At 66.8% G+C, this 13663-nt stretch carries 9 protein-coding genes; 5 read left to right on the top strand and 4 right to left on the bottom strand.

Annotated elements, in window-relative coordinates:
- Positions 1-11: 11 nt before the first annotated feature.
- Complete coding sequence (locus JOE41_RS05810; RefSeq protein ID WP_209751388.1) at positions 12-1229, bottom strand: aminotransferase class I/II-fold pyridoxal phosphate-dependent enzyme; 1218 nt, start codon at positions 1227-1229, stop codon at positions 12-14.
- 343 nt (positions 1230-1572) lie between these two features.
- On the opposite strand from JOE41_RS05810, the gene JOE41_RS05805 reads away from it, so the two are divergent.
- Positions 1573-2376 (top strand): hypothetical protein, encoded by an 804-nt coding sequence (locus JOE41_RS05805; protein ID WP_209751386.1) that lies wholly within the window; start codon positions 1573-1575, stop codon positions 2374-2376.
- Positions 2377-2431: 55 nt separating this feature from the next.
- Here JOE41_RS05805 and JOE41_RS05800 read toward each other — a convergent pair whose 3' ends face one another.
- Complete coding sequence (locus JOE41_RS05800) at positions 2432-3352, bottom strand: phosphatase PAP2 family protein (RefSeq protein ID WP_209751384.1); 921 nt, start codon at positions 3350-3352, stop codon at positions 2432-2434.
- A 439-nt stretch (positions 3353-3791) separates the two neighbouring features.
- Between JOE41_RS05800 and JOE41_RS05795 the strand changes: the two genes are divergently transcribed.
- From JOE41_RS05795 to argS, 4 genes are all read left to right on the top strand, one after another.
- The gene (locus JOE41_RS05795; protein ID WP_209751382.1) at positions 3792-4436 is read left to right on the top strand and encodes a hypothetical protein; all 645 of its coding nucleotides are present in this window, start codon (positions 3792-3794) and stop codon (positions 4434-4436) included.
- Between the two features lie 327 nt (positions 4437-4763).
- Positions 4764-5807, top strand: a complete 1044-nt coding sequence (locus JOE41_RS05790) for an o-succinylbenzoate synthase (RefSeq protein ID WP_209751380.1) — start codon at positions 4764-4766, stop codon at positions 5805-5807.
- 65 nt (positions 5808-5872) lie between these two features.
- Positions 5873-7957 (top strand): PhoX family phosphatase, encoded by a 2085-nt coding sequence (locus tag JOE41_RS05785; RefSeq protein WP_209751378.1) that lies wholly within the window; start codon positions 5873-5875, stop codon positions 7955-7957.
- A gap of 227 nt (positions 7958-8184) precedes the next feature.
- Entirely contained in the window at positions 8185-9942 is a 1758-nt protein-coding gene (gene argS / locus JOE41_RS05780) for an arginine--tRNA ligase (protein ID WP_209751376.1), read from the top strand.
- Positions 9943-9998: 56 nt separating this feature from the next.
- Here argS and JOE41_RS05775 read toward each other — a convergent pair whose 3' ends face one another.
- Positions 9999-11624 (bottom strand): glucoamylase family protein, encoded by a 1626-nt coding sequence (locus tag JOE41_RS05775; protein ID WP_209751374.1) that lies wholly within the window; start codon positions 11622-11624, stop codon positions 9999-10001.
- The gene (locus JOE41_RS05770; protein ID WP_245200958.1) at positions 11621-13450 is read right to left on the bottom strand and encodes a glycoside hydrolase family 3 protein; all 1830 of its coding nucleotides are present in this window, start codon (positions 13448-13450) and stop codon (positions 11621-11623) included. Before JOE41_RS05770 ends, JOE41_RS05775 begins: the two co-directional genes overlap by 4 nt.
- Positions 13451-13663: the final 213 nt, after the last annotated feature.

Below are 13663 nucleotides of genomic sequence, written 5' to 3'. Positions count from 1 at the left end.
CCGGCCCCGTCCTACCCGATACCCGCCAGCCGGATCGCCTCAGCGAACGCGGGCAGGCTGCGTTCCACCATGTCCTCGTTGGCAGTCAGCGACATCCGGAAGAACCCGGGTGTCTCGAACAGGACGCCCGGTAACACAAAGACGTCATGGGTAACCAGGGACTCGGTGAACGCTTCGTCGTCGTCCACTGGCGAGCGGACGAAGAGGTAGAACGAGCCCTCCGGCCGGTGCAGCTGGTAGCCCATCCCGGTGAGCTCCTCGAAGAGGCGGTCCCTCTTCCGCTGAAGCTGCCCCACGTCGATGGTGAACGTTTCCAGCGCGGGCAACGCGTACTGGAGCAGGGCGTTGGGGTAGATCCAGCCCATGGCAACCTGCAGCCCGCCCAGGATGTCCCGCATGGCGTCGCGGTCCGGCATGGTGGGCGGCAACGCCAGATACCCAATGCGCTGGCCCGGCGCCAGGTGCGTTTTCCCGTAGGAGTAAGCGAGAAGTGTGTACGGGTAGTACTCGGCCGGGCTGTGGAAGCGTGCACCGTCGTACACAATCCGGTTATATGCCTCATCGGACAACAAGTAGATCCGGCGTCCGTTCCTTTCCGAGGCGAGCTCCAGCATGGCGGCCAGCTTCACCAGCAGCGTCTCCGGGTAGATCCGGCCCGTGGGGTTGTTGGGGCTGTTGACGATCACCACCCGGGTCCGGGGCGTGACGGCCGAGGCAATGGCCATGAGGTCCAGGTCGAACGTCTCGGGGTTGATGCGCACCTTGACCGGTACTAGCCCGGCTTCAACGATGATCGGTTCGTAAAGGAACCAGGGCGGCAGGCTGTAGATCACCTCGTCGCCCGGATCGGCCACCGCCTTCAACGCCATCGCGATGGCCGTGAAACCGCCCGTGGTGAGGTGGATGTCCTCGGGTTCGAACGGCATCTCCAGCAGGCGTTGCAGTGATACCGCAGCGGCATTCTGCGCCTCGACGCCGTTGGTCTTGTAAGCGAACCAGCCTTCGTTCCTGGGTTCGAGCTGGTCCCGCAACGCCGCAACATATGCCTCCTGCGGCATTTGATGGGGGTTCCCGAGGGTGAAGTCGCAGATTCCCGGCTTGTCCTGGCGGCCGGCATGCGTGCGCAGGAATCCCTGGACCCTGAGCAGCGATGGAATGGAAGCAACAGCCCGTGCCCTCGCCGGGAAATCCACCCGTGCGGAGAGCTTGGAATCATAGATACCGGCCATCAGAGCAACCCCCTGTTTGAAGCAGCATGGAAGTCAGCTCGCTGCTGAGCCAGTGGGGCTGTTGTGCGATTTATTCTGGCCCTCGCCGGCAGCAATGTAAATGGGATGCGCCTTCCACAGCCCCCTAGATTCACGGGCCTCGATAGTCAACACTCGTCTTTGCGGTTTTCGCTACCCGCCGCAACACCCGTAAAGTGGGCTGCGGACCTCTGCACTACGTGTGCGCGTCCCACGGGTTGACCGGGAACTGGGCTCGATCAACTCCGCACCCCCTCGAACGCAGCCATAGCTGCGCCATGCCTGCCCCCGACCACTCCGGGCGGGCCAGACCCAGGAGTATCGTTTGCTTCAGATCAACCTTGTCGCCGCCCTTGCCGCCCTGCCCCTGCTGCTGAGCCTCGGCACCGCACCGGCGCCGGCGCCAGCGTCAGTGAAGCCGGCCGCAGCCAACCAGGCCGCAGCCAAGCCGGCGCTGCCAAACCCGGATCAGCAAATCCCAGTTCAGGAGGCGAAGGTGCAGCCCGCGAAAGCCCTCCCGCCAACAGCAAGCTCCTCGGTCAAGGTGGTGGACACCACTGCAGCGATCACTGACCCCGCGTGGTTCAAAAAAGCGTACGACGCCGGGATCCGGCTGTACGTCATGCATTCCACCGCGTGGGGTACCTGTGAGCCCTGGTACCGCACCCAGCCCCAGCTCAAGATGGCGCTGGACGCCGGCCTGAAGATTGCCGTGTACACACGCGACGCCAGCTGCTGGCAGGGCGGCATCAGCGCGGCGGGTCCCTACGCCGCGCAGCTCCAGTTCTTCGCCCTGGACGTGGAACCGGGCAGCCCTCCGGTGACCCGCGGCATGGTGGAGGGAGTCCGCAGCATGGGTGTGCGGCCCGTGATTTACAGCGGCAGCGGCATGTGGCCGGACCTGATGGGCAACAGCACGGCCTTCGCCGACGTTCCGCTCTGGGACACCAACACCAGCAACCTCAACTACTCCACCTGGACGGCCGACTACCTCGCGCCCGCCCCGGTGCAGTACGGCGGCTGGAACACGGCCGCCACCATGCGGATCGGCATCCAGCAGAAGTTCGAGCACAGCCTCAACGGCGTCCCGGTGGATCTGAATTCCTTCGACGCCGCGTTCCTGAAGTAGGGCTGGGCAGCCATGAGATGGCGTCATGCGCCATGCGCCACTGGACGGCGGGCCGTTAGCCCCGGCCGGCCACCCGCCGTCGTGCGGCAAACGCAAACAGAGCAGTGGTTGCCACGGTGGCCAGGTACCCGGCCACCACAATCAGCGAGATTCCGCCCCAAAAATAGCTCGTGGTGCTGCCGCCCTGACCGGGGACGTAACGGGTAAGCAGGAACGCGGCCGCGGCGGCGAACGCCAGGCAGAGCAGGCCCGGCAGCCGGATCCACCAGCGTGAGGACGCCCAGTGCCCGCCGAAGCCGTCCCATACGTTCCAGGTGTTGCCGGTGCGGATGATCAGCCAGCCGGCAGGGATGGCGAACGCGCCCACCAGCAGGAAGGCTGCGATGACGTCGGCCGGGCGGTGCCATTGGTTCACCACCGTCGAAATCCCGGACACTATGGCGAAGCTGCCGCCTGCAAACCCTGCGAACGGCCGCCAGCGCGGCGACGCCATAAGGAACACGGCCGCGGCGGCAGAGGCGGCCAGCGTGGTGTGGCCGGACGGCAGCGAATTCAGCTCCAGGGTCTCCACGCCGCGGAACGGCCGCTCCGGCAGCAGCTCCTTCAGGACCTGTGTGGCGATGTTCGCGGCGATGCACGCGGACACGGCAATGCCCGCGGCGCGCCAGCGTTTCCGGATCACCGTGACAAACAGGACCACGACGGCGGCAACCACCAGGGAGATGGTGGGCAGCCAGTCCAGGAACCTGGTGGCGGCCTTGCCGGCCGGGCCGTGGATGGCCACGGCCTCCACGAGGGCGGATTCGTCAATGTACTGTCCCGTGGTGGTCCGCACGAAGAAGTAGTACGTGGCCATCAAACCGGCCACACAGGCCAGCGTCGCGAGAACGCACAACGCAGCCAGTGCTACTGCGCCACGCACCTGCCCGGCGGGCCGCCGTCGTCGGGAATCTTTAAGGTGAGAACTCATCACCATCAGCGTCCCACAGAATGCTGGGAGCCGTCTGCGGGCACCGGCCGAGCTGCAGGGGCTGAATACCGGCTTTTCGGCACCGTAACGGCGGGCGCCACTGGCGGCAATCCTGCGCCAAAACAGGTAGCAAATACTCGTGCCCGCCGGCGGCCGTTTTTCTTACGCTTGGCACAGCGGCCGTCAGCCGATCAGCACTAAGCCGGCGACCGTGGCGGATGCCAATGTCCCGGGACGGTGACACGCAGGGCATTGGCATCCGCAAAAACCCGTTGACACCCCGGCGACGGCGGCGCTAGCTTGATCGTATTGCCGCCCTGGACACACGGGCCGCAATATCACCGCATCACATCTGGTCTCGTTCGCCCCTTGCGGGTATTTGATGTTTAACATCGGCAGGACAGGTCCGTGTGCGTCCCTCCTGCCACATTTCAGGAGTGCTGCCATGAACCGAAAAATGAGGAATCTGTGCCTGCCTGCCGCCCTGTCGCTGGCGCTGCTATCGGGAGTTTCGGCCCCTGCGTTTGCGGGGTCCGACGGCGGGGGAAGTGCGGTGGGGCCATGGCCCCCGGAGGACACGGACGGGAAGTACGTTTCCGTTCCCGACGCGTACTACGCCGACTACGAGTTCGAAGCCTGCGACACCACCATCAAGGTGTCTGCCGGGGACGAGCGCGAAGTGACGTACAAGGGCGAGAAGAAGGATGACGGGACCCTGGTGATCAAGTACCGGGGCGACGCCACGATCGACCTGACCCGCGCCTCCGACGGCGCCACGATCGACGAGCTGGACGTCTCCGGGCCGTTCACCATGCGGCTTGCCGAGGACGGGCTGAGCGCCCACCTGTCCGGCCGGGGGCCAGCCCTGATCTATGCCATGGGAGCTGCTGAGGAGAAGGCCTTTGAAGACGAGGGCCTGCCCAAGGCGTTCTACTTCACCGAAGGACGGCTGGCAGGCAACGTGGCGTACGCCTCCACCGACCAGAAGGAAGTAGTGTCCGGCGAGATCACGCACAACAGCGTCCGGCACGCGAAGGACATCTGCAAGATGCTGGACCGGGCCAAGGATGACGATCACGGGCACCGGTAAACGGACGGAAACCAGCAGGCCATCATGCGCTGATTGCGGCGCGTGGTGGCCGCTTCCGTGAGTACGCTCCAGGGGTAAAAACGAGTAGCAGGTACTCATGCGGCACCGTCTTCCGGACCCTAGCATTTTACTAACGGCCGGGTTGCGGACCGGCCGAACCCCGCAGCATTCCCTGCGGTAACCGCAGGGAGTGCATGCCCGGGGCTCCTTGAGCTGGGCCGGCGGCGACGAGTCTCATAAACGTGAAGCTCGCCCCCAGTCGCCGTCGGCCCTACCAGGGGAGTGGCCGGCCGGAGGACTGTCAGACGTGGCCGGTAGAGTGAAAACATGCCCGCCGACGCACCCCGCCAGCCCCGGAACCTTCCTGCGGTGAACCGCCCTTCCGTGGAGCAGCTTGTGGCCTCCGCGCACGTGGTGAGCCTGCCCATGCGCGTGAAGTTCCGCGGCATTACACAGCGCGAAGCCCTGCTGCTGGACGGCCCGCTGGGCTGGGGGGAATTCTGCCCCTTCCCCGAGTACGGGGACGCCGAGGCGTCCCGCTGGCTTGCCTCCGCCGTCGAAGCCGGCTGGCAAGGATTTCCGCCTCCGCTGCGGTCAGTGATTCCGGTCAACGCCACCGTTCCTGCCATCCCCGCGGAGCGGGTTCCGGAAGTCCTGGCCCGCTTTGGCCGCGTGGACGCCGTCAAAATCAAGGTTGCCGAACGCGGCCAGACGCTCGCCGACGACGCCGCCCGGGTTGCGGCCGTGCGCCGCGCCCTCCCGGACGCCGCCATCCGGGTGGACGCGAACGGCGGCTGGGACGTGCCCGCCGCCGTCGAGGCACTGACCCGGCTGTCCGCCGTCGGGCTCGAATACGCCGAACAGCCGGTCCCGGACATCGAAGGCCTGGCCGAGGTCCGCCGCCGGCTGCAGGCTGCCGGCATCCCCGTGCTGATCGCCGCGGATGAAAGCGTGCGCAAGGAAGACGACCCCCTCCGCGTCGCGCGGGCAGGCGCGGCCGATCTCATCGTGGTGAAAGTGGCGCCGCTCGGGGGAGTGCGGCGCGCCCTGGACATCGTGGCGCAGGCCGGACTGCCCGCCGTCGTCAGTTCCGCGCTGGACACCTCAGTTGGGATCCGCGCCGGGCTGGCCCTGGCGGCGGCGCTCCCGGAACTGCCCTACGCGTGCGGGCTGGGGACAGTCTCGCTGTTTGAGCAGGACATCACGCTGGATCCGCTGGTGGCCGACGACGGCGCCATCCGCGTCCGCGACGTCACCGCCGACGCCGGGCTGCTGGAGCGATATGCGGCACCCGCCGAGCGCCGGGACTGGTGGCTGGACCGGCTCCGCCGCGTCCACGCAGTGCTGTTCACCGGATCTTCACCTGGCTGACCGCTGCCGGTTGGAATCGGCTGAAAGGGTGGGCGGGACCGCATCACATCCCTTGGAAGGCCCCCATGTCTGAAACGACCGGACGCAAGTTTGCCCTACTCCCCATGCTTGGCCACACCAAAGGCAAGCGCAGCCCCGTCACCTGCGCGCTGAAGTGCGACAACGCCTGCTCGGGCGAGGTTTGCAACACGAGCTCCAACAGCTACTTCCGCGACATCGCCTCTGCCACGATGTCCCGCCGCGCCGCCCTGGGCTTCGGCGCCGCCGGTGCGCTCGCCGTCGTGCTCGGAAGCGCGGTAACGTCCGCCGGAACTGCAGTGGCCGACGGCGGCACCGGCCTCGCCGCCGCCGCGAAGGACGGCTTCGGCAAGTCCAAGCTGCAGTTCACGGCTATCCCGTCCGTTGCAGCGGACGTGGACAAGCTGACCGTGCCCGCAGGGTTCACCTGGCAGCCGGTCATCCGCTGGGGCGACCCCATCTTCAACACTGCTCCGGACTTCGACCTGAACAACCAGACGGCCGCCGCCCAGGAACAGCAGTTCGGCTACAACAACGACTACTCGGACATCCTGGAGATTCCCGGCAGCAAGGGCCGCCGCGCCGTGCTGTTCGCGAACCACGAGTACACCAACGAGAACATCATGTTCCCGGCCACCATGCCGGCCGCGGAGGTCCGCGCTGTGGGCCAGGCGGCACACGGCCTGTCCGTGGTGGAGCTGGAGCGGAAGAACAAGAACAAGCCGTGGAGCTACGTCAAGGGCGCGGGACTCAACCGCCGCTACCTGAACAGCACGGTTTACGAACTAACCGGGCCGGTTGCCGGATCCTCGCTGGTGAAGACCATCGACGACCCGTCCGGCCGCGCCATCAAGGGCACACTGGGCAACTGCGCCGGCGGCACCACCCCGTGGGGCACCATCCTCTCCGGCGAAGAGAACTTCAACGGCTACTTTGTCTCGCCGGGCACGTCCGCTTCGGACCTCCGCTACGGGCTGACTTCCAAGGCCACCGCCCGCCAGTGGGAACTGGACGACGACCGCTTCGACACCCGCAAGTCCGGCTATGAGAACGAGGCCAACCGCTTCGGCTGGATCGTCGAAGTGGACCCCTTCGACCCCACCTCCACGCCGAAGAAGCACTCCTCCCTGGGCCGCTTCAAGCACGAGGGCGCCAACGTGATCGTGGCGGAATCCGGTCACGTGGTGGCCTACATGGGCGACGACGAGCGCTTCGACTACCTCTACAAGTTTGTCTCGGCCGAGAAGTACCGGGAGGGCGACCGCAAGCACAACATGACCCTCCTCTCCGCCGGCAACCTCTACGTCGCCAAGTTCACCGGCAACTCCCCGGCCGCCGAGATCACCGGCACCGGCGCCGTGCCGGCCGACGGCTCGTTCGACGGCACCGGCGAATGGCTGCCACTGGTGGTGGACGGCGTCTCCAAGGTCGACGGCATGTCCGTGGAACAGGTGCTGGTGTACACGCGCCTGGCCGCGGACAAGGTGGGCCCCACCAAGATGGACCGCTGCGAGGACGTTCAGCCGAGCCTGCACACCGGCAAGATCTACGTGGCCTGCACCAACAACTCGGACCGCGGCAAGGCGGGCAAGGAAGGCGCCACCGAGATCAACCCGCGCAACGCCAACCGCGACGGCCACATCGTGGAAATCACCGAAACCGGCGGCCAGACCTCCACCAAGTTCGCGTGGAACCTGCTGATGGTCTGCGGCGACCCGGCCCAGGGCGACGTCACCTACTTCTCCGGCTTCCCGGTGGACCAGGTCTCGCCGATCTCCTGCCCGGACAACCTCGCGTTCGACTCCGTGGGCAACCTCTGGATCTCCACCGACGGCGCCCCGTCCGGCATCGGCCGCGCGGACGGCCTGTTCAAGGTGACGCTCGACGGCGCCGAGCGCGGCAAGGTGGAGCAGTTCCTCGCCGTGCCGCGCGACGCCGAGACCTGCGGACCGATCGTGCACGACGACGAGCGCACCGTTTTCGTCTCCGTGCAGCACCCGGGCGAAGATGGCACGTTCGACGCGCCCAACTCGTACTTCCCGGACTACGTTCCGGCAGGCACGACACCGGGGCGCGGCCAGGCCCGCGCCCCGCGCCCGTCTGTGGTCCAGGTCTTCCGTACCGACGCCTAGTCACGGTTAGTCCCAGCCGGTAGGGACGCTCTCTCACCTTTGGTGGGTTTTTTCGGGACGCTCTCTCACCTTTGGTGGGTTTTTTCGGGACGCTCTCTCACCTCCACGGCTGCACACGCCGGGAGATGGGGGAGCGTTCCGGATTAACCGGATTCATCCGCAGGAGCCGGGAGGGCGCCGGAACGGGCCGGGGCTGATAATTTGAGCTTGTGAATAATCCGGCCGAGATGGTTGTCCCCAGAGTCCAGGCAGCTATTGCCCAAGCGTTCGGCGAAGAGTTCCGGGACACCGACCCGGTTGTCCGGCCGTCGCAGTTCGCCGACATCCAGGTCAACGCCGCCATGGCGCTCGCCAAGAAGGTCGGCCTGCCGCCACGCGATGCTGCCGCCCGGATCGTCGAGGCGCTGGAGCTCGACGGACTCTGCACCGCCGTCGAAATTTCCGGCCCCGGCTTCATCAACCTCACGTTCGACGGCACCTGGATCGAGGAGCTTCTCAACGCCCAGGCGTCCCAGCCCCAGGGCGGCCCGGAGACGCAGGCCCGTCGCGTCGTCGTCGACTATTCCTCCCCAAACGTTGCGAAGGAAATGCACGTGGGGCACCTCCGCACCACCGTGGTGGGGGACAGCCTGGTCCGCGTCCTTGAGGCGCTGGGCCATACGGTGATCCGGCAGAACCACATCGGCGACTGGGGCACGCCGTTCGGAATGCTGATTGAACACTGGCTGGAGATCGGCGAGGATTCGCCCGAAGCCGCCCTGCTGGTGGAAGACCCCAGTGCGTTCTACCAGGCAGCACGGGCAAAGTTCGACAGCTCCGACGGCAGCCCTGACAGCTTTGCGACGCGGGCCCGCCTTCGCGTGGTGTCCCTCCAGTCGGCCCACGAGGAAACGCTGGAGGTGTGGCAGCGGCTGGTGGACCACTCGAAGGTCTACTTCAATGCCATCTACGCCACGCTGGGAGTCAGCCTCGAGGACGACCACATCGCCGGCGAGAGCTCCTACGATCCCCATCTAGCACAACTGTGCCAGGAACTGGAGGAGCGCGGCCTGGCCCGCGTCAGCGAAGGGGCACTGTGCACCTTCCCGGCGGGCTTCAAGGGCAGGGACGGAGAACCGCTGCCGCTGATCATCCGCAAATCCGACGGCGGCTACGGGTACGCCACGACCGACCTTGCCACCATCCGGTACCGGGTCCAGGAAATCCATGCCGACCGCATCCTCTACGTGGTGGGCGCCCCGCAGAACGTGCACCTCCGGATGGTCTTTGAGACCGCGCGGGAGGCCGGGTGGCTCCCGGACTCAGTGGAAGCCACCCACGTGCAGATCGGCAACGTGCTGGGCGAAGACGGCAAGATCCTGAAGTCCCGCTCGGGCACCCCGGTGAAGCTTATGGCCCTGCTGGACGAGGCAGTGGACCGTGCCCGCGCCGTGGTGGACTCGAGCCGCCCCGACCTCTCGGATGAGGAACGGGCTGTGACTGCCCGGCAGGTGGGCATCGGCGCCGTGAAGTACGCCGACCTCGCCGTGGGGCACGACACCGAGTACGTCTTCGACTTCGACCGGATGCTGGCCCTCAGTGGCAACACGGGCCCTTACGTGCAGTATGCTGCGGCCCGGATCCGCTCCATCCTGCGGAAGGCGGAAGCAGCGGCTTCGCCGGCGGGCGAGCCTGGCGAAGCGGCGGGGGAGCCGACGGCGGCAGTGAGTATCGCCGTCGTCGAACCTGCCGAGCGGGCCCTGGCGCTCCACCTGCTGGAGTACGGTGCGACCCTCCGAAGGGTCGGGGAACTGCTGGAGCCTCACCGGCTGTGCGCCTACCTGTTCGAACTCTCGCAGCTGTTCACCTCGTTCTACGACCAGTGCCCGGTGCTGAAGGCGGACGAATCCGTCCGCCAGTCACGGCTCGCCCTGTGCGCACTCGTCCTCCACAGGCTCTCCGAGGGCCTGGACCTGCTGGGCATCGAGACGCCGGAGAACATGTAGCCCGCCCCACCAGCTGAGACGCCCTCGCACTAGTTGCAGCGGGAGGTGGGAGAGCCCTAGCCGACGAGTCCGGCGCCGAACTCCTCCACCGCGATGAGCGGTTTGATGACCCTCTCGACGTCGCCCTGCACGAAGTTGCGGCGGATCACGTTGTCGCCGAACACGTTGCCGATCGCTCCGAGGACCATGGCCTGGTCCAGCGAGAGGTACCTCCTGGCCACGGTGCCGGATTTCACGGCAACCGCGTCGAAGAAGCCGCCGGCGCCATAGGCGGCGAGGTCGCGTTCGATCTTCACCAGGTTGTCGTACGCTTCGCGGGGCTCGTATTCCATCGCGAGGAACGCGGCGTGGGGAGTCACCACGCCGTCGCCCCAGCTTGGCGTTGGGTTGCCGGCCGGGCGGCAGCCGTCGAAGCCGGTGTCCACGCTGGTGCGTTCGACGTCGGACGGGTAACCGTCGCTGCTCATGCCCAGGGCGTCGACGCCCCACTCGGAGTAGCCGCCGTTCGGGTGGCTGGCGGGCGAGAAGCCCCAGTAGCCGTACTTCGCGTCGTCCAGGCCGAACTCCCGCTGGGCACGGACGGTGAGCGGGTGGTTGATGCCCCACGCCTTCGGCGCCCAGTCGGACTCCGGAACGAACAGGTCCGGCATCAGGGACTCGAACATGTCCCCGCCCCAGCTGGGCACGATCCGCATTCCGCGATAGGTGTAGGCGCCCTCGAAAACGTCGATGCCCATGTACATCCGGTGCTCGCCCACCGGCTTCTGCTCCTGCCAGGACCAGTCGCACGTGTCCGGGAAGACCCGCATGGTGGCGAAATAATGTGCCGGCGGCAGCTGGCCCAACGCGATACCGATGTACGTTGCGATCCGCGGCTCGGAGTTGGTGACGTCGTAATGGTTCATCGTGTAGTAGACGTCTGCGCCCTTGCCCAGATAGTTGCCCTGGACCGTTTCCACCGGTGGCTTGACGTCGTAGAAGCCGCCGCGCAGCAGGCCGGCCGCGACGCCGGGCCGGGCGTCCTTGTTGTAGAAGATCCCGAAGTCCATCCGGCCCAGGATGGTGTTGGCCAGGGCGGCGACCTTCGGCTCGGCGTTGCGGACCACCATGAGCGCCGCTGCGAACCAGCCGTTGTCCACGCTGGACATGAACGGCGCGACGGGGTTTCCGTTCTCGGGCCACACAGTGATGACTTCACCGGTGGCTTCGTCGTACCAGTTGTAGAGCATGCCGCTGGGCTCGTGGTGCTTGAGCCCGGCCAGTGTGGTGAGGGTTCGTGTTAGCCGTTCTCGGCATTCGCTGGCGCTGATGATGTTCAGCTCCCTGGCCACCACGTTGCTCCACATATAACCGCCGATGTTCGTCGGCGAGGTGAAGCCGCTCCGCTTCGGTGCGGTGATGGACTCACCGATGTAGTCGGCCGGCAGTCCGGTCGCTGGATCGGTCATCGCCACAAGGGACTTCCAGGTGTCCTGCGCCCACCGTTTGATGACCTTGCGGTCCACTCCGCCCAGGTTTCGTGCGCGTGAAAAGTACGACGGCGACTGCGCGCCGGACGCTGCCAGGCCGGGTTGCGCCGTGGCGGCGGCGAGCCCGGTGACGGCAAAGGCAGCCGCACCGGCGAGGAGTTGGCGCCGGGTGGCGATGGAGAATCCCGGGGTGGCATCAAAGCGCTTGTTCATGAGCTCAGTCCTGACTGTGTAGCAGCGGCGGCTCCGGCGTTGGGCGCCGCGGGTAGCCGCAGGCCGTGCCCGAACCGGAAGAGGGGATCGGCGGTGTCTCCGGGGACATCCGAGCGTGAACCACGTACGGCGTCCATGGACCTGGGAATATCGAAGGGAAGGCTGCCCTGCGGCTCAATGCGTCCGAACAGGGCATCGAGGAGGGCCGTGTCCGAGACGCCGAAGGTGCCCACCAGGGCCGCAGCGAACCCCGCCAACGGGGTGAGGATGGCTGGACGGTCCAACCGCACGTCGATGATCAGCGGAACCTTCGCGGCCAGGGTCCGGAGCCGGGAGACCAGCCCGGGCGGGAAGTCCAGGCTTCCTGCGTGGAAGTGCTGTTCCAGGAACAGATCGTCGCGGTGGTCCCAGGGGGAGTGCAGCCGGATCACGGCAACATCGGCCTGATCCGGGTCCTGCACCACAGTCCCGAAACCGTCGAAACTCAGCGGGTCCATTCCTTCGACGTAGACGGCGGGTGAGCCGGTCAGCGGCAGGGCCGTCCCGCCGTCGTGCGTTCCGTTGGCCAGCACCGTGACGGACGTTGCCTGCGCGCGGTGGCCCTCACGCCGGAACTCGGGGTTGCCAACTATTTCGGCCGCTGCGTCCTCGTCCACGAAGGGGTTGTCGAACAGGCCGAGCTGGAACTTGACCAGCAGCAGGCGGCGCGCGGACTCATCGATTCGTTCCTCGCTGACCAGGCCGTCCCGGACCAGGCCAAGGAGCAGCTCGGTGCATTCCTCGCCGCCGAACTGGTCCACGCCCGCGTTGAGGATCTTCAGCATCCGCTCGGGCGCGGTGAGCTCTTCAACGCCCCAGGCCCGCGCCGGCAGCACCTGCTCGCCAACGATGTTGTCGTTGACCAGCTCCCAGTCGCTGAGGACCACGCCGTCGTAGCCGAGCTTGTCCCGGAGCAGGTCGGTGATGATCTGCCTGTTGTAGCCGAAGCCGACTTCCTCCACCGGCTCGCCGTCCAGCTCGACGCCGATCGGCATGCCGTAATAGGGCATGATGGCGCTGGTCTTTTCCGCGATGGCCGCCCGGAACGGAGCCAGGTGCTCGTCGAAGCGGCCGCCGGGGTAGACCTGTTCCCGGCCGTAGGGGAAGTGTGCGTCTTCGCCGTCGCGCTGCGGACCGCCGCCCGGGAAGTGCTTGGTGGTGCAGGCAACGCTGTCCGGACCGAGCTCGTCGCCCTGGAATCCTTGAAGGTATTCGACGACGTACTTCGAGCTGAGCTCGGAGTCCTGCCCGAAGGTTCCGGCCTGCCGGCACCAGCGTGGCTCTGTGGCGAGGTCGACGGTCGGGTGCAGGGCGGCACGGATGCCGACGGCGGTGTATTCCGTGCGGGCGATCTCGGCGAAGCGGCGGATTAGCTCGGCACTGCCGACGGCGGCCAGGCCGATCGGCTCGGGCCACTGGGAAAAGTGGGCGGCGGTGAACGATACGCCGGAGTTCTCGATGAAGGCGTGGCGGGGGTCTGTGGAGATCGTGACCGGAATGCCGTGCGGGGTCTGTGCCGCAAGCTGTTGCAGGGCGTTGCTCCACATCGCGGCCTCCCGGGCGGTGCCCAAGGCGTGAATGTTGAAGTGGTTCATGAACTTGCCCAGGATCACCGTGCTGGTGGGCGACTTGCTGATGTTTCCGGGAGTCTCGAGCAGGGATCCGCCCGGTCCGGTCTCAATCACGGTGTGGAACATGAGCCCGGCCTTTTCTTCGAGGCTGAGCCGGGCCACGAGGTCGGCTGCGCGTTCGTGCGGGCTGAGTCCAGGGTTCTCGAAGGGATCCATGATCCCGTTGCCGTTGAGGTCCCGGTACCGTGTGCCGTCGGCCGCCACGGAGGTGGCGGGGCCGGTGCCGGCGGTTTGGGTGCTGTTGCCGGGGTTTCCGGGGCGGGGGTTTCCGGGGCGCGGGTTTCCGGGGCGCGGGCTGGTGCGGGTCTGTGAAGTCAATGGGTGCTCTCTTGCGTCAGGTGAAGTCTGGAAGGGCAGGGGAGAAGGCGG

The sequence above is a fragment of the Arthrobacter sp. PvP103 genome (assembly GCF_017833075.1).
Lineage (GTDB): Bacteria > Actinomycetota > Actinomycetes > Actinomycetales > Micrococcaceae > Arthrobacter.
This window is presented reverse-complemented; position numbering and strand designations above follow the sequence as displayed.